General features: G+C 66.2%; 10 protein-coding genes. 4 read left to right on the plus strand and 6 right to left on the minus strand.

Going from position 1 to position 20,947, the window contains the following annotated elements:
* Positions 1 to 6: 6 nt before the first annotated feature.
* Positions 7 to 2,661: a TonB-dependent receptor gene (locus tag I4X03_RS15530; protein ID WP_223469149.1), complete on the plus strand. Its 2,655-nt coding sequence runs from the start codon at positions 7 to 9 to the stop codon at positions 2,659 to 2,661.
* Between the two features lie 50 nt (positions 2,662 to 2,711).
* Here the strand turns inward: I4X03_RS15530 and aroG are convergent, their stop codons facing one another.
* Complete coding sequence (aroG, locus tag I4X03_RS15535) at positions 2,712 to 3,773, minus strand: 3-deoxy-7-phosphoheptulonate synthase AroG (RefSeq protein WP_223469150.1); 1,062 nt, start codon at positions 3,771 to 3,773, stop codon at positions 2,712 to 2,714.
* Between the two features lie 510 nt (positions 3,774 to 4,283).
* Between aroG and I4X03_RS15540 the strand changes: the two genes are divergently transcribed.
* Positions 4,284 to 7,139 carry a TonB-dependent receptor gene (locus I4X03_RS15540; protein ID WP_223469151.1) on the plus strand — a complete coding sequence of 952 codons (2,856 nt, stop codon included), beginning with the start codon at positions 4,284 to 4,286 and terminating at the stop codon, positions 7,137 to 7,139.
* 142 nt (positions 7,140 to 7,281) lie between these two features.
* Here the strand turns inward: I4X03_RS15540 and tldD are convergent, their stop codons facing one another.
* The 3 genes from tldD to I4X03_RS15555 are packed head-to-tail and all read right to left on the minus strand — an operon-like array spanning position 7,282 to position 13,772.
* On the minus strand, positions 7,282 to 8,742 hold the full coding sequence (gene tldD / locus I4X03_RS15545) for a metalloprotease TldD (protein WP_223469152.1): 1,461 nt from the start codon (positions 8,740 to 8,742) through the stop codon (positions 7,282 to 7,284).
* 60 nt (positions 8,743 to 8,802) lie between these two features.
* A complete protein-coding gene (locus I4X03_RS15550) occupies positions 8,803 to 9,600 on the minus strand; it encodes a carbon-nitrogen hydrolase family protein (protein WP_223469153.1) in 798 nt (265 codons plus the stop codon).
* Positions 9,597 to 13,772, minus strand: coding sequence for a YhdP family protein (locus tag I4X03_RS15555; protein ID WP_223469154.1), 4,176 nt, complete (start codon positions 13,770 to 13,772; stop codon positions 9,597 to 9,599). Before I4X03_RS15555 ends, I4X03_RS15550 begins: the two co-directional genes overlap by 4 nt.
* Before the next feature lie 166 nt (positions 13,773 to 13,938).
* Here I4X03_RS15555 and glnE point away from each other — a divergent pair, with 166 nt between their 5' ends.
* Positions 13,939 to 16,701 carry a bifunctional [glutamate--ammonia ligase]-adenylyl-L-tyrosine phosphorylase/[glutamate--ammonia-ligase] adenylyltransferase gene (gene glnE, locus I4X03_RS15560; RefSeq protein WP_223469155.1) on the plus strand — a complete coding sequence of 921 codons (2,763 nt, stop codon included), beginning with the start codon at positions 13,939 to 13,941 and terminating at the stop codon, positions 16,699 to 16,701.
* A gap of 149 nt (positions 16,702 to 16,850) precedes the next feature.
* Here the strand turns inward: glnE and gap are convergent, their stop codons facing one another.
* Both gap and tkt read right to left on the minus strand, forming a co-directional pair.
* Positions 16,851 to 17,864, minus strand: coding sequence for a type I glyceraldehyde-3-phosphate dehydrogenase (gene gap, locus I4X03_RS15565; RefSeq protein WP_223469156.1), 1,014 nt, complete (start codon positions 17,862 to 17,864; stop codon positions 16,851 to 16,853).
* Positions 17,865 to 17,933: 69 nt separating this feature from the next.
* Positions 17,934 to 19,931 (minus strand): transketolase, encoded by a 1,998-nt coding sequence (tkt, locus tag I4X03_RS15570; RefSeq protein ID WP_223469157.1) that lies wholly within the window; start codon positions 19,929 to 19,931, stop codon positions 17,934 to 17,936.
* A gap of 130 nt (positions 19,932 to 20,061) precedes the next feature.
* On the opposite strand from tkt, the gene I4X03_RS15575 reads away from it, so the two are divergent.
* The gene (locus I4X03_RS15575; RefSeq protein ID WP_223469158.1) at positions 20,062 to 20,787 is read left to right on the plus strand and encodes a 16S rRNA (uracil(1498)-N(3))-methyltransferase; all 726 of its coding nucleotides are present in this window, start codon (positions 20,062 to 20,064) and stop codon (positions 20,785 to 20,787) included.
* Positions 20,788 to 20,947 lie beyond the last annotated feature (160 nt).

Consider the following 20,947-nt stretch of genomic DNA (forward strand, 5'->3'; position numbering starts at 1 on the left):
AAAGCAATGATGAAACAAACAGTCCTATCGGCCTCGCTGACCACCGTGTTCGCCGCCGGTTTCGCCGCGGTCGCGCCCGCGCCTGCGCATGCTCAGGTCGACCAGCAAGGCCAGCCGATCCAGCGCGTCGAGATCACCGGCTCCTCCATCAAGCGCATCCAGGCCGAAACCGCCACGCCCCTCACCATCATCAAAGCCGAAGACTTCATCAAGCAAGGCGTCACCACCGCGCAGGAAGCGATGTCGCGGATCGCTGCCAACCAGACCAGCATGGGCAGCGGCAACGCTGTCGGCGGCAACACCAGCGGCCTGCCGACCGGCGGCCAGGCCAGCGCCGACTTGCGCGGCCTGGGCGGCGACAAGACCCTGGTGTTACTCAATGGACGGCGCCTCGCCAACCACCCGTACGACACCGCCAGCGTCGACCTCAACATGATTCCGATCTCCGCGCTCGACCGCGTCGAGGTGCTGCGCGACGGCGCCTCCGCGATCTACGGCACCGACGCGATCGGCGGCGTGATCAATTTCATCACCAGGCGCTCGGTCACCGCCACCACCATCAGCGCCGAAGCGGTGCGTCCGCGCAAGCACGGCGCCGATGAAGAAAGAGTCAACCTGTCGACCGGCTTCGGCGACCTCGACGCCGACGGCTACAACGTGTTCGGCGTGATCGACTGGCACAAGCAGGAAGTGCTGACCTCGCAGCAGCGCGCATTCTCGCGCACCGGCATCGTGCCCTCGCGCGGCTTGTCGGTCACCAGCGGCACCACTTTCCCCGGCAATTTCTTCGACCCGGTCTCCGGCGTCGCCGGCAACCCCGGCGCCGCCACCGGCTGCCTGCCGCCGAACTCGGTGGCGCAAGGCGCGATCTGCCGCCAGGACTACACCCAGCTGATCGACAACCTGCCGGCGCAGGAACAGCGCGCCTTTTATGCGAAGGGATCGATGAAGGTCGGCGGCGGCCACGTCGCCAGCGTCGAATTGCTGCACTCGGAAAACGACGTCACCTCGCGCACCGCGCCGCCGCCGCAGACCGGCCTGATCCTGCCGCCCACCAGCCGCTACTATCCCGGCAATGCCGGCGGCGTGCCGGCGATGGCCGGCCTGTCCGGCGCGCCGCTGTCGGTCAACTGGCGCCCGATCGAGGCAGGCCAGCGCGAGATCGACTCGGAAGGCAAAGCCGACCGCGCCGTGCTGGCGATGGAAGGCGTGCTATCGGGCTGGGACTACAAGACCGGGCTTGCGCACTCGGTCAGCAAGTCGAACGAGAACTTCGTCGGCGGCTACGTGCAGGACGCCTCGTTCGCCGCCGGCGTGGCCAACGGCATCCTGAATCCATTCGGCATGCAGGACACCGCCGGCCTCGCCTATCTCCAAAGCACGGCGCTGCGCGGCGAAGTGCAAAGCGCGAAGGTGAAGAACACCGCAATCGACTTCACCGCCAGCCGCGAGATCATGCCGATGGCCGGCGGCCAGCTGGCCGTGGCCGTGGGCGCGGAAGTGCGGCGCGAACAGGCCGACTTCGACGTCAACCAGGCAATCGCCTCGCAGGCGTCGAGTTCGGGCTTGTCGGGCTCGCTGCCGAAGAGCGGCTCGCGCAACATCCAGGCGATCTTTGGCGAGCTGTCGATCCCGTTCATCAAGAATCTCGACGTGCAGCTGGCGGCCCGCTTCGACCGCTACAACGACGTCGGCAACACCACCAATCCAAAGATCGGCGTGCGCTACCAGCCAACCCGCCAATTGCTGCTGCGCGGCTCGGCCAGCACCGGCTTCCGCGCCCCGACCTTGTTCGAGAAGAATGCGCCGCCGTCGCGCAACGACACCAACGACTCGTACGACGATCCGATCCTGTGCCCGGGCGGCGTGCCGCAGCCGGGCGCCAACCCGCTGCGCGACTGCGACCTGCAGCAGTACAAGCTTCAGGGCGGCAATCCGAATTTGAAACCGGAGAAGTCGCGCACCTACGCGGCGGGCCTGGTGATCGAGCCGATCCCTGAGGTGACGGTGGCCATGGACTACTGGCACATCCGCCTGAAGGACAAGATCGCCGCGCTGCCTGAACAGACGATCTTCGGCAACTTCGAGAAGTACCGCAACCTGTTCCTGCGCAACCCGGACGGTTCGCCGTTTGCGATCGAGAACTTCCTTAACAACCTCGGCGAAGTGGAAACCGATGGCGTCGACGTCAGTGTCAATGCGCGCCTGCCGCGCACCGGCATGGGCAGGTTCACGCTAGGCATGGAAGGCACCTGGATTCATAACTACGAATACCAGAACGAGCGCGGCGGGGAGTTTATCCAGAACGTCGGGCGCTACGCCGACATGGGCGCGGTGTTCCGCTGGCAGCACACGCTGACCCTGGGTTGGACGATGGACAACTGGAATGCGATGCTGGCGAACGTGTACAAGTCGTCGTACGACGACCAGAACTTCGTCGATCCGGCTTTCTTCAACAAGGTCGACGCGTACAGCCTGTGGAATGTGTCGGCCAGCTACACCGGCTTCAAGGGCTTGACCTTGACGGCTGGCGTCAAGAACCTGCTCGACGAAGATCCGCCGTTCACCAACCAGGGGACCCTGTTCCAGAAAGGGTATGACCCGCGCTACACCGATCCGGTCGGGCGGGCGCTGTACCTGCGGGCGAGCTACAGCTTCTAGCAGAGACGCACCCGGCGGATGCGCGCTGCGCGCTTGTCCGCCGTTTTGACTTACTGGTCTTGGCGTACGCGGCGCTGGCGCACCGCCTGCGCCAATCCTTCCAGCACCTTCAGGCTGCTCTCCCAATCGATGCAGCCATCGGTCACCGATTGACCGTAGACCAGCTCCTTGCCCGGAATCAGATCCTGCCGCCCAGCGACCAGGTGCGATTCCACCATCACGCCAACGATACGGTCATCGCCGCCGGCAACCTGTTCGGCAATCGACGCGCACACCGGCACCTGGTTCTCCGGCTTCTTCGAGCTGTTCGCATGCGACGCATCGATCATCAGGCGCGAAGCCAGTCCCTGCGCGGCGATCTGCTGGCACGCCTGCTCGACACTGGCCGCGTCGTAGTTCGGCGCCTTGCCGCCGCGAAGGATGATGTGGCAGTCCTCGTTGCCATTGGTCGATACGATCGCCGAGTGCCCGCCCTTGGTCACCGACAGGAAATGGTGCGGCTGCGACGCCGCCTTGATCGCTTCCACCGCAATCTTGATGTTGCCGTCGGTACCGTTCTTGAATCCGACCGGGCACGACAGGCCAGAGGCCAGTTCGCGGTGCACCTGCGACTCGGTGGTGCGCGCGCCGATCGCGCCCCAGCTGATCAGGTCGGCGATGTACTGCGGGCTGATCACGTCGAGGAATTCGGTACCGGCGGGCAGTCCAAGTTCATTAATGTCGCGCAGCAGTTCGCGCGCCATGCGCAGGCCGTCGTTGATGCGGAAGCTGTTGTCCATGTATGGGTCGTTGATCAGGCCCTTCCAGCCGACCGTGGTGCGCGGCTTCTCGAAATAGACGCGCATGACGATTTCCAGTTCGCCCTTCAAGCGCTCGCGCTCGCCGGCCAGGCGGCGCGCGTATTCCATCGCCGCCTTGGTGTCATGAATCGAGCAAGGGCCGATGACGACCATCAGGCGGTCATCCTGGCCGTGCAGGATGCGGTGCAGGGCCACGCGTGCGCCGGCCGCGGTTTGTTCGGCAACGCCAGTGCACGCGAATTCGCGGATCAGGTGCGCAGGCGGGACAAGTTCCTTCATTTCGCGGATGCGCAAGTCGTCGGTGCGTGGCATGGTGTTCTCCGTGTTCAGTTCGAATCAATGTTGGAAATAAAAAAACCGCCATCGCTGGCGGTTTCTAGAATGTGCTGGGGATCTCGTTGTCGCTACGTGAACCGGCCGCTACTCCACCGCCTGAAGGCTGGAATGGCTAAAGTAAAAGTGGCAGGTAAAGAAAGCAATGTAGCGCATGTCGGATCCCAAAGGGTTGCAATGACTATAAACCGATTGCGTGCGAATTGGCAAGCCTTTTTGCGGCAGCCCTTTACCAGCGCGCGCCTGACGCGGCGGGCGCTGCCGGCGAGCCGGTTGCGGCCTTCCCACACTTGACCCGCTAAGGGCGCTTAGCTTGACGCGCGTCAGCCGCGCCACCGGCGCGGGTGCAAAACTCGGAGCACCTGCCCCCCTGCCCGGCCCTGCTGGCGATCAAACCGCGCGCATGTTTCTCCTCGGATTTATTGACTGTTGTCAACGAGGGAGCATTTGCCGGACAGGGGTCACTCATTCGTTCCCTGGAGCTTATCAATGAAAGAAACTGTCCTGTCCCGCCTATTGCGCCCCTTGTTCGCCGGCGGCGGCGCGCTTGGCCTGGCGGCGCTGGCCCTGCCCGCGCAGGCCCAAGAGCCACAACCCACCGCCCCGGTCGCCCGCGTGGAAGTCACCGGCACGCTGATCCGGCGCGCCGAAGCGGAAACCTCGTCCTCGGTGCTGACCCTCAACCGCGCCGACATCGAGCGCTCCGGCAAAACCACGGTGGCCGAGCTGCTGCAAACGCTCGCGGTCGACAACCAGGGCTCGGTGCCGATGGGCTTCGGCAGCGGTTTCGCCGCCGGCGCGTCCGGCATCTCGCTGCGCGGGCTCGGCGCCGCCTCCACCCTGGTGCTGATCAACGGACGCCGCGTCGCGCCCTACGGCCTGGCCGATGACGGCCAAAAAATGTTCGCCGACCTGAACATCATCCCGTCCGAAGCCATCGAACGGGTCGAGGTGCTCAAGAGCGGCGCCTCGTCGCTGTACGGGTCCGATGCGATTGCCGGGGTGGTCAATGTGATCTTGCGCCGCGAATTCGTCGGCACCAGCATGCGCGCCAGCTTCGGCCAGTCGGAGGAAAGCGACGGCAACGACGGCGTGGTTGCCGTCACCCACGGCTTCGGCGACCTCGACAACGACCGCTACAATGTGCTGATGAGCCTGGAATACGGGCGCCGCAGCGACGTCTGGCTGCGCGACCGCGCCGAGCGCGGCCATATCGGCCGGGTCGACTTGCGCAACTGGGGCTACAGCGCCCAGCAGGCGCTAGGGGGAACCGGCGCCATCGTCGACAACAACCTGGCCGGCAGCGCGATCAACGGCAACGTGCGCAATCCCGATACGCTCGACTATCACAACCGCGGCAACCTGGGCCCCGGCACCGGCTTTACCCAGCTGTTCCCTGGCGCGGCCTGCGCCAACTTCACCAGCCACCCGCAGGGCGATCCGCTAGGCGGCTGCCTGATCGATTCGACCCTGGTGTACAACCAGATCCAGCCAAGCCAGGAGCGCATCAACTTCTTCGCGCGCGGCACCATGCAGCTGAACCCGGTGTGGCAGGTGTACAGCGAGCTGAACTTGTACCGCAGTAAATCCGAGTCGTCCACCACCCCGTCCGGCATCAACGCCAACGTCGGCTATCCGGGCGGACCGGTCAGCAACGCCGCGGTCGCGCTGGGCCCCGGCCACCCCGACAACCCCTATTTCGGCAGCACGGCGCGGCTGCGCTACCTGGCCGCCGATGTCGGCCCGCGGGTCAGCAACATCGAGTCCGACTTCATCCGCTTCGTTGCCGGCGCCAAGGGACAGTTCGCCGGCTGGGAGATCGACACCGCCCTGCTGTTTTCGCAAAACGAGGTCGCCAACGAGCGCACCGGCTACCTGCAGCGCGACGTCGCCTTTGCCCTGCTCAATCCGAGCCTGGCCAACGTGGCGGCGGCGGCCCAGAACGAGGCTTACCGCAGTTTGCCGCCGGGGACCGTCTGGCGCATCGCCGAGAACGCGGGCCTGAATTCGCCGGCGCTGTACAACGCGCTGTCGCCGATGATCGCCAACGACGCCAAGACCCGGGTGGCCCAGATTGACCTCAAGGGTTCGCGCGACGTTGCCCAGCTACCCGGCGGCCCGGTCGGCCTTGCCGTCGGGGGCGAGTTCCGGCGCGAAGAGGCCGAGCTGGAACCGACCGCCGGCACCGAGCGCGGCAACATCATCGGCCTTGGCTATTCGGCCTATAAAGGCGCGCGCAACGTCGCCGCGCTGTACGCCGAAGTGCTGGCGCCGGTGCACAAGACGCTGGAACTGTCGGCTGCGCTGCGCGGCGACCACTACAGCGACGCCGGCGACTCGTACACGCCGAAGGTCGGCTTCAAATGGCAGCCGCAAAAATCGTTCGCGCTGCGCGGCACCTACGCGCGCGGCTTTCGCGCCCCGAGCACGGCCGAAAACGGCGTCGGCGGCCTGGCGGCGTTCTCCACCGCGGCCGACCCGCTGCGCTGCGGCCTGGGCGTCGAGTCGGCCTGCGATCCGGCCAGCGTGGCGGTCATCACCTCGCCCAACCCGGGGCTCAGCCCGGAGAAGGCGCGCACGATGAACCTTGGCATGATCTGGGACCCGTACGCGCGCACCAACATCGCGATCGACTTCTGGGAAGTCAAGCGCAAGAACGAAATCAACCAGGAGCAGATCAACGCGGCGATCGCCGCCGGACGGGTCGCGCGCGACCCCACGACTGCCGCCGCCGGCATTGCTGGCGACCCGGGCCAGATCACGGCGGTGCTGGCCAGCTACGTCAATTCGGCCGAAAGCGAAGTGCGCGGCGTGGATGTGGAGTTCCGCCAGGGCTTCAGCGTTGGCCAGGTCACCGGCTTCGTGATGGACGCCAAATGGACCCACCTGTTCCGCTGGCTGCGCACCGAGCAGGACGGCAGCTCGCTCGACTTCGCCGGCACCCACGGCAACTGCGACGTGACCAACTGCATCGGCACGCCGGATGACCGGGTCAACTTCCGGCTGTCGTGGGAGCGCGAAGTGTGGAAGGTCTCGGCCAACATGAACTTCCGCGGCAACATCAAGAACACCTTCTTCAAGGACGATCCGGAAGGCTGCGCCAGCCACTTCGCCAACGGCGCCGATGCGCCGGCCAATTGCGAGCTGCCCTCGTTCACCACGGTGGACCTGACGCTGCGCTGGATGGCGATGCCGAAGCTGGAAGTGTTTGGCTCGGTGCAGAACGTGTTCGACCAGATCGCGCCGCTCGATCCGCTGACCTACGGCGCCCAGGCCTACAATCCGCTCGATGCGCCCGGTGCGATGGGGCGGTTCTTTACCGCGGGGGTGAGGTACAAGTTCTGATTGGTCACATCGGCCCGTACCAACCGTCGTTCCCGCGCAGGCGGGAACCCATCACCAGCATGCTCCCCCACCGCATGCGTTGGCGCTAGAAGGTTTCAACACGGGTTCCCGCCTGCGCGGGAACGACGCATTGGCGGCACACTCAACCCGTTCCGCCGACCGTCACGTCTTCAATCCGCAAGGTCGGCTGGCCAACACCGACCGGCACGCTCTGGCCTTCCTTGCCGCACACGCCCACGCCCGTATCGAGGCGCATGTCGTTGCCGATCATCGACACCCGGTTCAGCACGTCGGGACCATTGCCGATCAGGGTTGCGCCCTTGACCGGATAGGTGACCTTGCCGTTTTCAATCATGTACGCTTCGCTGGCCGAGAACACGAACTTGCCGTTGGTGATATCGACCTGGCCGCCGCCGAAGTTGACCGCATACAAACCGTTCTTGACCGAGGCCAGAATTTCTTCCGGATCCTTGTCGCCGCCGAGCATGTAGGTGTTGGTCATGCGCGGCATCGGCAGGTGCGCGAACGATTCGCGGCGCGCATTGCCGGTGATCGGCATCTTCATCAGGCGCGCGTTCATCGTGTCCTGGATATAGCCGCGCAGAATGCCGTCCTCGATCAGGGTGGTGCACTGGGTCGGGTTGCCTTCGTCGTCGATGTTCAGCGAGCCGCGGCGATCGGCCAGGGTGCCGTCATCGACCACGGTGACGCCCTTGGCCGCCACGCGCTCGCCGATACGGCCGGAGAAGGTCGACGAGCCCTTGCGGTTGAAGTCGCCTTCCAGGCCGTGGCCAATCGCTTCGTGCAGCAGCACGCCGGGCCAGCCTGGTCCGAGCACGATGGTCATCGGGCCGGCCGGCGCGGCACGCGCATCGAGGTTGACGACGGCCGACTTGACCGCTTCCGTGGCATAGCTGTCGAGCACGGCGTCGGTGAAATAGCCGTAGTCGTAGCGCCCGCCGCCGCCGGCCGAACCGGTTTCGCGGCGGCCGTTCTGCTCGACGATGACGGTCACCGACACCCGCACCAGTGGACGGATATCGGCCGCGATCACGCCGTCGCTGCGCGCGACCAGCACCACGTCGTATTCGCCGGCCAGGCCGGCCATCACCTGCACCACGCGCGGGTCTTTGGCGCGCGCCATTTTCTCGACGCGTTCGAGCAGCTTGACCTTGGCGGTCGCGTCAAGCGAAGCGAGCGGATCGTTCGGCAGGTACAGCGAGCGGCCGCCGCTTTGCGTCATGCTGCCGGCAACCTTGATCTTGCCCGAACCGGCGCGCGCGATCGTGCGCGTCGCCGCGGCCGCGTCAAGCAGCGCGCTTTCCGAGATTTCATCCGAATACGAGAACGCCGTCTTGTCGCCCGAGATGGCGCGCACGCCAACGCCCTGGTCGATCGAGAAGCTGCCGGTCTTGACGATGCCCTCTTCCAGGCTCCAGCCTTCGCTCTTGGTGAACTGGAAGTACAAGTCGGCGTAGTCGACCTTGTGCGTAAACATCGTGCCCAGGGTCTTCAGGATCTTGCCTTCGTCCAGGCCGAACGGCGTGAGCAGCACATCGCGCGCCACGGCCAGGGAGGAGAGATTGGGTTCGAATGGTTTCATTGTGCAAGTCTTTCGCTTAAGGTGCGGTCATTGTGCCACAAGCAGATTTTTTGGATTGCTTCACAGCTTGCGATGCTTGAGCGCAGGCAAGCTTTCACGCACCCGGGCAAGATAGCCGAGGTCGATCTCGCCACTGACAACGCCCTCGCCTTCGGCCAGCAGGTCCTTGATCTCGCCCCACGGGTCGATCAGCATGCTGTGGCCGAAGGTGCGGCGGCCATTGGCGTGGGTGCCGCCCTGGGCCGAGGCCAGCACGTAGCACTGGTTTTCGATGGCGCGCGCGCGCAGCAGGATTTCCCAGTGCGCCATGCCGGTGGTATGGGTAAACGCGGCCGGCACGACGATCAGGGTGCAGTCGCCCATCGCCCGGTACAGCTCCGGAAAGCGCAGGTCGTAGCAGACCGACAAGCCAACCCGGCCGAACGGGGCGTCGAAGGTGCCGACCGAGGCGCCGGGCACGATGGTGCGCGCTTCATCGTACGATTCATGCCCTTTGGTAAAGCCGAACAGGTGGATCTTGTCGTAGCGGCTCACCGGCTTGCCGTCCGGCCCGAACACCAGCGTGGTGTTCATGACCCTGGCGGCGTCGTTCGACACCAGCGGCAAGGTGCCGCCGATCAGCCAGATGCCGTGCTGCTTCGCGGTCTCGGCCATGAAGTCCTGGATCGGGCCGTGGCCGGGCTGCTCGGCGTGCGACACCTTGTCGGCGTCGAGCATGCCCATGATCGGCCAGTATTCCGGCAAGGTCACCAGCGCGGCGCCTTGTGCGGCGGCCTCGGCCACCAGCCGGCGCGCCGTGGCGATGTTTTCAGCCACGCTGGGCGTGGATACCATCTGGACTGCAGCAACCTTGGTCATTTTTTCTCCGCCTTCGGTGGTTCCGCCGGTACCGCCGGCTTCGGGGCGCCCAGCCGCTTGACGACCGGCGACTTCCACGGGCCGGTGATCTGCATCTCGTAGGTCAGCGCCTTCATCACGGGAGCACGCAGGAAAAGCTGGGCCAGGAAACTGCCGATCCCGATCACCGGATTGACCGCCAGCGCATACACCAGCGGCCCGGTTCCCAGATTAAACTCCGGGATCACGACCACATGGAGATTGGTCGACTCGTTTGCAATATCGGCGGTGCCGTCCATCAACACGGTGGCGGCCACGCCCCACATCTTCAAGTTATCGGTGCGCAACAAGCCCTTGGTGATAATGGCGTCGGCGCTGATGCCGTCGAACGCCAGGCCTTCCGAGAACACGTCCTTGAAATCGAGCTTGAGCAGGCGCGGCAGCGCTTGCAGGCTGAGCACGCCAAGCAGCTTGGCCGCGCCCGGGTCCTGCTTGAGGAACTGGCCCGATTCGACGTCGAGCTCGATCTGCCCGGACAGGGTCGGAATGTCTAGCGAGTACGGCAAGCCGTTCCAGGCGATGTCGCCGCTGAGCTTGCCCTTGCCGCGGCGCAGCGTATCCGGGAAGCCGAAACGGTCGAGCAGCTTGCCGGCGTCGGCGATCTCCATCGCGAAGTTCAGGCTGGTGCTGCTCTTGCCATCCTTGGTCAGCCACTTGCCGGTACCGTTGAGCCTGCCGTCGGGATTGATCAGCGACAGCCGGTTGACGCGCCACTCGCGTCCCGCCACCGCCGGCACATTGCTGGCCAGCAGCTCCAGCCGGCCCAGCTGTTTGTTGAACAGCTCGAACCGCTCGGCGACGATGTCGAGGCCGGGAATGCTGGCGGCGGCGCCACGGTCCGCTTCCAGCAGGCTCTTGACCTCGTCGGCCGCCGATTCCGGGATCACCAGCGAGGCCAGGCGCGCGGTGACCTTGCCCAGGCCCTGCCCGGTCGGCGACTCGGCCCAGGTGACGTGGCCCGACACCTGGCGCGAGTCGATGCTCGCTTGCCAGGTATCGTTCTGGTGCGATGCGCCGACCACCACTTCGGCCAGCTTGCGGTCGCCGATGATCAGCTCGTTGGCACGGGCCGCCATCACGTCCGGAATGATGTAGCTCGACAGGTTGAGTCCGCCCACGCCAGCGGCCGCGGCACGTTCGCTTCTGGGCCCGCCGATGCTGCTGCTGAGCGCGATCCACTGGTCGACATTGAGCGACTTCATGTTGACGTTGATCATCACGCCGCTGTCCGGCTCCGGCGCCGGCGTGTTGACGCCGATGCCGCCACGCAGCACGCGCCATGGCTCGCGGCCCTGGCGCTGGCGCTCGTAGCGCGCGGCGATCGCCGTGCCCAGGCTCAGGCGGATGTCGTCGCGGCCGATCCCGCCGTCACTGGCCGGGGCGCCATGCATGACGAAACGCAGCGGCAAGGCGTCGGCTTCGCCCTTGCGCAGCGGCGCCGGGAAATCCAGCCCGAGGCCGGCCATGGTCGAGTCGACCGTCACTTGCACCTTGCGCTCGCGCACCTCGACCGCGCCGCTGTAGCGCGTGCTGCCCGACAGGTGGCCGGCCAGGCGCTGCATCGGCGCCGACGGGAAGGTCTTGCGCACGCCGTCGGCCGACACGGTGCCGCCCAGCTTGATGACGATCGCGCCGTCGCGCTGGGTGCCGCCGGTCAGCGACAGCGGGCCGCCGACAAAGCTGCCGCCCACGCCGCTGAGGTTGACGCCGCGCTCCCAGAATTCGATCTTGCCGATCGCCGCCTGCACCGGCGGCATGTCGCTGAACAGGACGATGTCGTTGTTGATCAGCTGCAGGCTGCCCTGCACCTTGGTGTCGGCCATGCGCGCCAGCGGCAGCACCATCTTCAAGCCGAGGCGGGCGTTGCCGGTGGCGCGGGTGTCGTCGGTGAAATGGCCGATCCAGTTGGCCACCGGGCTGGCGCCCACGTAGCGCAAGAACTCCTGCATCGGCGCGGCGGCGGCGCCGTCGATTTCCAGCAGCTTGTCGGGCGAACCGAGGTCGGCGATCACGGCCTTGACGTTGGCCAGCGCGACGCCCAGCGTGGCGCCGCTGTCGGCGCGGATCTCCATGCGCGCGCGCTCGAACAGGAAGCTGCCGTCGATGCGCTCGGCCTGCGGCCATAACGGCGCGACGCCGTCCGGCGCATGCAGGCGCGGCGAATAATTGAGTTTGCCGTCGGCGATGCGCCCGGCGACGCGGAACTCGCCGCGCGCCCGCTCGGCCGCGGTAGTGGCGCGGAACGGGAACTGCGACAGGTCGCCGCGCAAGGTCAGCGCGGCGTCGTGGGCGGTGCCGCCTTCCAGCGCGCCGACCAGCCAGTCGCGCAGGTGCGGCGGCGTCTGCAGCGGCAGGTAGTCGCCGATGCGGCTCAGTTCCAGGCCATCGAGCTTGCCTTTCAGATCGACGCTGCCCAGCGCCTTGCCCGGCACGCCCGCCAGCGCGCGCACGTGGCTGCCCGACAGCGACGCTGTCAGCGATCCTTGCGCGAAGGCCAGGTTGTCGATGTCGACCCGCAGGCGGTCCTGGCTTTCGAAGCTCCAGCGCGCCTTCATGTCGAGCTGGTCGAAGCGCATCTCGGGGTTGGCGAACCAGGCCGGCAGGTGCAGCAGCGCGCCTTGCGAATCGAGGGTAACGCTGCCGCCCTGGTCGCTGGCGTCGATGGTGCCGGTCAGCCGGTCGAAGCCGGGAATCGCCGGCACCGCCGCCACCGCGGGCGCGCTCGCGCTCTTCGCGCGCGCCAGCCGCGCCGCCTGCGGCTTGAGCCCGAGGTTGACCATGCGCGCCTTGATCCGGTAGCTGCTGATCGCCGGGTACTGGCCCTGCCACTGCGCGGTCAGGTCGTCGACCCGGCCGCGCGGGCCGAAGTCCGACAGCATCGCGCGCTGGGTCGGGCTCAAAGGCAGCTGGGTGCCGAGCGCCGCCAGCGTGGCCAGGTCGAGCGTGGCGGCGCTCACCAGCACCGATTCCGGCTTGCCCTTGCGCGCCGGGATGAAGGTCTCGCTGATGCTGGTGGCCGGCAAGACCAGGCCGTCGCCGGTTTCAACCGAAAATCCGGTCACGCTGGCGCTGTGCCCGTTCGCGCCGAAGGTCGGCGTGCCCGGTTCGGCGCCGCGCGGAATCGTCTCGCGCGCCGAGATGCGGCCGCTGACGCGCTTGAGCACCAGCGGCGGCAAGCTCGTGCGCAGGCGCGCGCTGACGTCGACCAGCCCGACATCGGCGGTAAACCCGGCCAGGCGCGCGTGGTCGAGCGTCAGCCAGGCGCGCACCGAGCCCTTGCCCTGGCTGACCTGGAAGGGATAGTCGACGTAGGGCTTCCAGCCGGCCAGGTCGGTCTGGCGCACGTCGGCGTACAGTTCGCCGGTCCACTGGCGCGGGTCGGCGATGCGGCGCGCAAAGCGCGGATGGGAAAACGCGGCGCGGATGTCGATCGGCTGCGCCAGGCTGGCCGGCGGCGTCGCGCGCAGGCCGAAACGGTGCTCGGTCCAGCGGTTCGCCAGCAGCATGTTGACGTTCGACAACGCCAGGGTCGGGGCGCCGCGCTTCTCGTCGGTCCAGTTGATCTTGCCTTCGCGGATGACGATCTGGCGCTGCTTGAACGCCCAGTCGCCGCTGTCGGTGTCGCCCGGCCCTTCGGCCAGCAAGACGCCGGCGACATACAGTTTGCCATCGACGGTACGCCGCACGTCAAGCTCAGGCCGGATGATCTCTAGCGACTGGAAGCGCACGTCGCCGGCGGCCAGGGTCCACCACGACAGCGTGGCCGACACGCTCGGCAGCGCCAGCACGGTGCGCCCTTGCGCATCGCGCAAGGTGACATCGCCCAGGAAGAAGTCGGGGCGCAGCCCGCGCCACGAGGCGTAGATGCGCTCGATCGACACCTTGCTGCCAAGCGCGCGGCTGGCGGCGCGTTCGATGTCGTCCTTGTAGTAATCGATATTCGGCAAGATCGCGTAGCGCAGGAACAGGAACACGATGGCGAACAGGAAATACACCAGCAACACCAGCTTGATCGTGAAACCCAGCACATGATGGCTGGCACGGTTGCACACGCGATAGGCCGCGCGGAGGCTGCGCCAGCGTTCAGCGATTGGCACGTGCGCTGGAGCGGTCTCGAGTTCGCGGTTCTGCATCAATAAGCTAATAAAAGGGCTCGCCGTGATTTGTCTGGTGAATAAGAGAGCGCTTGCATCAATGCCGTTGCCTACCTTACCATCGACCTGTCCTGTACAGGTGCGCGGCCCAATTCTACCCTAGAGGCCCCTATATAGCCGCACTTTAACTCTTCCTTACATTCTTATGAGCAACCCGTCCCTGGTCTCCGAATCGCGCTTTTACCAACGCTGGATCGCCGCCGATCCGGCCCGCGCCGGGCGGATCGGGGAAATTGTCGGGCAGCCGCTGTCGCGGCTCGACCTGGACGCCGAACTGGCGACCGAACTGGCGGCCGGCATCCCCTTGCCGCGCGCGATGCGGCGCCTGCGCAACCTGCTCATCTGCGGCCTGATCCAGCGCGACCTGGAAGGCCACGCCGACCTCGCCGAAGTGGTCGAGACCATGACCGGGCTGGCCGATTTCGCCATCCGCACCCACGTGGCGGCGATCATGGAAGAGATGGTGGCCAGCCACGGCCAGCCGGTCGGCCGCGAGTCGGGCAGGCCGCAGGACATGATGGTGTTGGCGATGGGCAAGCAAGGCGGCGGCGAGCTGAACGTCTCGTCCGACATCGACCTGATCTTCGTCTACCCGGAAGACGGCGACACCGCCACCACGCTGCCGGAACAGCGCCAGCTGTCGAACCATGAATTTTTCAACCGGCTGGGCAAGAAGCTGATCGCGGCGATCTCCGAGATCATCGAGGACGGCTTCACCTTCCGGGTCGACATGGCGCTGCGCCCGAACGGCGCCTCCGGGCCGCTGGTGGCCAGCCTGAACATGGTCGAGGAATACCTGATCGTGCAGGGCCGCGAATGGGAGCGCTACGCCTGGGTCAAGGCGCGCGCGGTCACCGGCGCCCCGGAAGACATCGAGGCGCTCGACGCCATCGTCCGGCCGTTCGTCTACCGGCGCTACCTCGACTTCGGCGTGATCGACGCGATCCGCAACATGCACGCGCAAATTCGCGCCGAGGTCAACCGCCAGGAACGGCTGCATCCGGACCGCAGCAACAACGTCAAGCTGGGGCGCGGCGGCATCCGCGAGATCGAATTCCTGGCGCAGGTGTTCCAGCTGATCCGCGGCGGGCGCGACGCCACGCTGCGCGACCGCTCCACCCGCGCCACCTTGTGCATGCTGGCCGACAAGGAGCTGCTGGGCGCCGACACCGTCGCCCGCCTGCTCGGCTCGTATAACTTCCTGCGCAACCTCGAACACCGGCTGCAATACCTGGACGATGCCCAGACCCACACGCTGCCGGCCCGCGAAGAAGACCAGGCCGCCGTCGCGCGCATGATGCGCCTGCCGGACGTGGCGACCCTGCTGGCGAGGCTCGACGAGCACCGGGTGTTCGTGGCCGGCCAGTTCGACGAAATTTTCAGCGACAAGACCGAAGGCGACGGCAGCGAACCGGCGCACGAACAGATCGACCTCGAAAGCGTCGAATCGGTCGAGGCGCGCATGGCCGCGCTGGGCTTCGACGATCCGTCGCAGGCAGCCAACCGCCTGGTCAACACCTGGAAAAGCCCGCGCGTGCAGGCGATGGCCGACGCCAGCCGCACCCGCATGCTGGCGCTGGTGACGGCGGCGCTGCCGCTGGTGGCCAACGCCGCGCTGGAAGACGGCAGCGGCGCGGCCGGGGCCACGCTCGGGCGCCTGCTCGATTTCTTCGACGCCATCGCGCGCCGCTCGGCCTACCTGTCGCTGCTGACCGAATACCCGCACACGCTCAAGCGCGTGGTCGACATGATGCATGCCAGCGGCTGGGCAGCGACCTTCCTGACCAGCCACCCGGTACTGCTCGACGAACTGCTCGACGACCATGCCCGCCAGGCGCTGCCCGACTACACGGTGCTGGCGGCCGAACTGCGCGAGCAGCTCGGCACCGCCGCCGGCGACACCGAGCGCCAGATGGATTTGCTGCGCGAAGCGCACCACGCCTACATGTTCCGCCTGCTGGCGCAAGACCTGGCCGGGCTGCTGACGGTAGAACGGCTGGCCGACTTCTTGTCGGCGCTGGCCGACACCATCGTCGCGGCCACCATCCAGGCGGTCTGGGAGACGGTCGCCACGCGCCACGTCGAGGTGCCGAAGTTCGCCGTCATCGCTTACGGAAAACTGGGCGGCAAGGAACTGGGCTACGTGTCGGACCTCGACGTGATCTTCCTGTTCGACGACGACGACCAGGAAGCGCCTGGCAACTACGCCAAGCTGGCGCAGCGCTTCATCACCTGGATGACGGCGACGACGCCGGCCGGGATCCTGTTCGACATCGACACCGCGCTGCGCCCCGATGGCGCCAGCGGCATGCTGGTGTCGTCGGTGGCCGCGTTCGAGCGCTACCAGCGCAATTCGGCATGGCTGTGGGAACACCAGGCGCTGACGCGGGCGCGCTTCTGCGCCGGCGACGCCGGCATCGGCGCGCGCTTCGAAGCGATCCGCGACAGCGTGCTGCGGATCGACCGCAGCGACAAGCTCGATGCGCTGCGCGACGAGGTGCTCAAGATGCGCAAGCGGATGCGCGACGCGCACCCGAACCGCACCGCCCTGTTCGATCTGAAGCACGACGAGGGCGGCATGATCGACATCGAGTTTATCGTCCAGTACCTGGTACTGCGCCATGCGGCGGCGCACCCGGGGCTCACGCTCAACACCGGCAATATCGCGCTGCTGCGGCTGTGCGGGGAACTGGGGATCATCGATCCGGTGCTGGCGGGCGAAGTGGGCGACGCCTACCGCTTGATGCGCAAGCTGCAGCACCAGCAGCGGCTGCAGGGGCGCGACAACGCCCGGGTCGAGCAGGCGCGCGTGGCGACGCGGGCGGCCAAGGCGCGCGCATTGTGGTCACAGGTGTTTACCCCGGTCGTTCCCGCGCAGGCGGGAACCCATTCGGAGAACGATCAGTAGTGACACGGTTCGTTCCAAACGCCTCTGAGTATCGGTACCCGCCTTCGCGGGTACGACGCACTGGTGGCGGGAGCGCATTTCCACACTTTACGGTGACTTAGCGAAAAAAAACCGGCGCATGCGCCGGTTTTTCATTTGCCGCCGAACGCTTATTTCGCGTTCATCAGCGCCACGGTGGTGTCGAGCATGCGGTTCGAGAAGCCCCACTCGTTGTCGTACCACGACGATACCTTGACCAGGCGGCCCGATACCTTGGTCAGGGTCGAATCGAAGTTCGACGATGCCGGGTTGTGGTTGAAGTCGATCGAGACCAGCGGCTCGGTCTGGTACGTCAGGATGCCTTTCAGCGCGCCCGACTCCGCAGCAGCCTTCATCAGCTCGTTGACTTCTTCCACGGTCGTGTCGCGCTTGGCGATGAACGACAGGTCGACCAGCGAGACATTGATGGTCGGTACGCGGATCGCGAAGCCGTCCAGCTTGCCGTTCAGCTCAGGCAGCACCAGGCCAACCGCGGCGGCGGCGCCGGTCTTGGTCGGGATCATGCTCATCGTGGCCGAACGGGCGCGGCGCAGGTCTTCGTGCATCACGTCCGACAGCACCTGGTCGTTGGTGTAGGCATGCACGGTGGTCATCAGGCCGGTTTCCAGGCCGATCGCGTCGTTCAGCGGCTTGACCAGCGGGGCCAGGCAGTTGGTGGTGCACGAGGCGTTCGAGATCACGGTGTCGCTCGACTTCAACACGTCCTGGTTGACGCCGAACACGATGGTCGCGTCGACATCCTTTCCGCCCGGCGCCGAGATGATGACTTTCTTGGCGCCGCCCTTCAGGTGGGCCGAGGCCTTTTCCTTGGTGGTGAAGAAGCCGGTGCATTCGAGCACCACGTCAACGCCCAGCTCGCCCCATGGGATTTCAGCCGGGTTGCGCTGCGCGAACACGCGGATCGGATCGCCATTGACGATCATGTTGTCGCCTTCGACGGTCACGGTGCCCGGGAACTTGCCGTGCGCAGTGTCGTAGCGGGTCAGGTGGGCGTTCGACTTGGCGTCGCCCAGGTCGTTGATCGCGACGATCTGGATGTCCTGCTGTTTGCCGCCTTCATAAAACGCGCGCAGCACATTGCGGCCGATGCGGCCATAACCGTTGATTGCTACTTTGATCGTCATACTGAACTCCTGATGAAAGAAAAAGAAGGGCGAGGCGCAGGCGCCTGGGCGCCTGCGCTAACGGCAGACTTAAGCGGCCATGACCAGCTTGGCCTTGGCAACGACGTTGTCGACGGTGAAGCCGAAGTGTTTGAACAGCACCGGCGCCGGCGCCGATTCGCCGAAGGTGTCGATACCCACCACGGCGCCTTCGAGACCCACGTATTTATACCAAAAATCGGTGACGCCGGCTTCAATGGCGACGCGCGGTACGCCGCGCGTCAACACGCTGGCCTTGTAGGCCGCGTCCTGGCGGTCGAACACGTCGGTCGACGGCATCGACACCACGCGCACCGCGTTGCCTTCGGCGGTCAACGCATCGGCCGCCTTGAGCGCCAGTTCGATTTCCGAACCGGTGGCGATCAGGATGATCTGGGCGTTGGCGGCGTCGCGCAGCACGTAGCCGCCGCGCGCGATGTTGGCGACCTGCTCGGCGCTGCGTTCGACGAACGGCAGGTTCTGGCGCGAGAAGATCAGGGTTGCCGGGCCGTCCTTGCGCTGGACTGCCGCGCCCCATGCGACCATCGATTCGGTGGTGTCGCATGGACGCCAGTTGTCGAGGTTAGGGATCAGGCGCAGCGACGACACGTGCTCGACCGACTGGTGGGTCGGGCCGTCTTCGCCCAGGCCGATCGAGTCGTGGGTGAACACGAAGATCGAGCGCAGCTTCATCAGGGCCGCCATGCGCAGCGCGTTGCGGCTGTAGTCCGAGAAGGTCAGGAAGGTCGCGCCGAACGGGATGTAGCCGCCATGCAGGGCGACGCCGTTCATGATCGCGCTCATGCCGAACTCGCGCACGCCGTAATTGATATGGTTGCCTGGCTGGCCCGAGCGCACCGGGGTGATCTCTTTCCAGTTGGTCAGGTTCGAGCCGGTCAGGTCGGCCGAGCCGCCGAGGAACTCCGGCAGCGCCGGCGCCAGCGCCTGGATCGCGTTCTGGCTCGCCTTGCGGGTGGCGATGGTTTCCTTCTTCTCGACCGTCGCGGCGATGGCCTGGTCCAGCACTTGCTGGAAGTTGGCCGGCAGGTCGCCCTTCATGCGGCGCTCGAGCTCGGCGGCCAGCTCAGGGAATTGTGCGCGGTAGCCGTCGAACTTGGCATTCCAGTCGCCCTCAACAGCGGCGCCCTGCTCTTTGGCATCCCATGCGCTGTAGATCGGCGCCGGAATGTCGAACGGGATCGCGTCCCATACCAGGTGTTCGCGCACTGCCGCGATTTCCGCGTCGCCGAGCGCCGCGCCGTGGACCTTGTCGCCGCCTTGCAGGTTGGGCGAGCCCTTGCCGATGATGGTCTTGCAGCAGATCAGGGTTGGCTTGTCCGACTTCTTGGCCTGCGCGATGGCCGCGTCGACCGCCGCCACATCGTGGCCGTCGACGTCCGGGATCACGTTCCAGCCGTAGGACGCGAAACGCTGCGGGGTGTCGTCGGTGAACCAGCCTTCGACCTTGCCGTCGATCGAGATGCCGTTGTCGTCGTACAGTGCGATCAGCTTGTTCAGGCCGAGCGTGCCGGCCAGCGAGCACACTTCGTGCGAGATGCCTTCCATCAGGCAGCCGTCGCCCAGGAAGGCGTAGGTGTAGTGGTCGACGACGTCGTAGCCAGGCTTGTTGAATTCAGCGGCCAGCAGCCACTCCGACAGCGCCATGCCGACCGCGTTGGCGATACCCTGGCCGAGCGGGCCGGTGGTGGTCTCGATGCCTGGCGTGATGTCCACTTCCGGGTGGCCCGGGGTCTTCGAGTGCAGCTGGCGGAAGTTGCGCAGGTCGTCCATAGTCAGGTCGTAGCCCGACAGGTGCAGCAGCGCGTAGTGCAGCATCGAGCCGTGGCCGTTGGAGAGCAGGAAACGGTCGCGGTTGACCCACTTCGGGTTGGCCGGATTGTGCTTGTAATGCCCCGCCCACAGCGCGACAGCGATTTCAGCCATGCCCATAGGCATGCCAGGGTGGCCGGAATTGGCTTTTTGAACAGCGTCCATCGCCAGTGCGCGGATCGCGTTGGCCATCAGGGTGGTAGGGAGCGTAGGTTTCATGGATTGAATCATTGAGGTCGTGGATGGGAATGCGCTGCAAGGACAGGCTTGCTTAACCAAGTATTTTACCAGAGCGGGGGGGCGCCGAATTAAAATGCCCTCATTTCCACCGACAAGTTGCAGGATTTTCATGCCACGTTTCTATTGCTCCGAGCCGCTCAGCATCGGCGCCACCATTGCCCTTCCCGAGGCTGTCGCCCACCACGTGCACGTGGTGCGCCTGCAGCCGGGCGACGAGCTGTGCCTGTTCGACGGCACCGGCGGCGAGTACAAGGCGGTGCTGGCCAGCGTCGAGAAACGCCGCGCCACCGCCGCCATCGTCAGCCATGACGCGCGCGAGGCTGAACTGGCGTACCAGCTGACCCTGGCGCAGGCGCTGCCGGAAGGCAGCAAGATGGACTGGATCATCGAAAAGGCGGTGGAACTGGGCGTGGGCCGCATCCAGCCGCTGGCGGCGCGGCGCTGCGTGGTCAAGCTATCGCCTGAGCGCGCGGGAAAAAAGCTGGACCACTGGCAGGCGGTGATCGTTGCGGCGTCCGAGCAAAGCGGGCGCAACCGGCTGGCGCAACTGGGCGAGCTGTGCGACTTCGAGCGCTGGATCGGCAGCGCCGAGATGTCCAGCTGCATCTTGCTGACCCCGCGCGCGACCCAGTCGCTGGCCGCATGGACCCGCGCCACGCCGCCGCACGCGGTCAGCCTGATGATCGGGCCGGAAGGCGGCTACACCCAGCAGGAAGAACATGCGGCGATTGCCAAAGGCGCGATCGCGCTGTCGATGGGGCCGCGCATCCTGCGCACCGAGACGGCCGGGCTGGCGGCGCTGGCGGCCATCAATGCGGCCTGGGGCGGGATGTAGGCCGCGCTGCGCCACCGCCGCCAGTGATCGCGCGGAGCCGCCCTGCCGCTCCGGGTACCCGGGCTCTTACTGCATGACGGCCACGTGCGGTAGGGCGGATAAGCCGGCAAGGGCGCATCCGCATGCAGGCCAGTAGCGTATCCGCACCCAAAAAAAAGCC

This window comes from Massilia soli, assembly GCF_016809835.1.
GTDB lineage: Bacteria > Pseudomonadota > Gammaproteobacteria > Burkholderiales > Burkholderiaceae_D > Telluria_A > Telluria_A soli.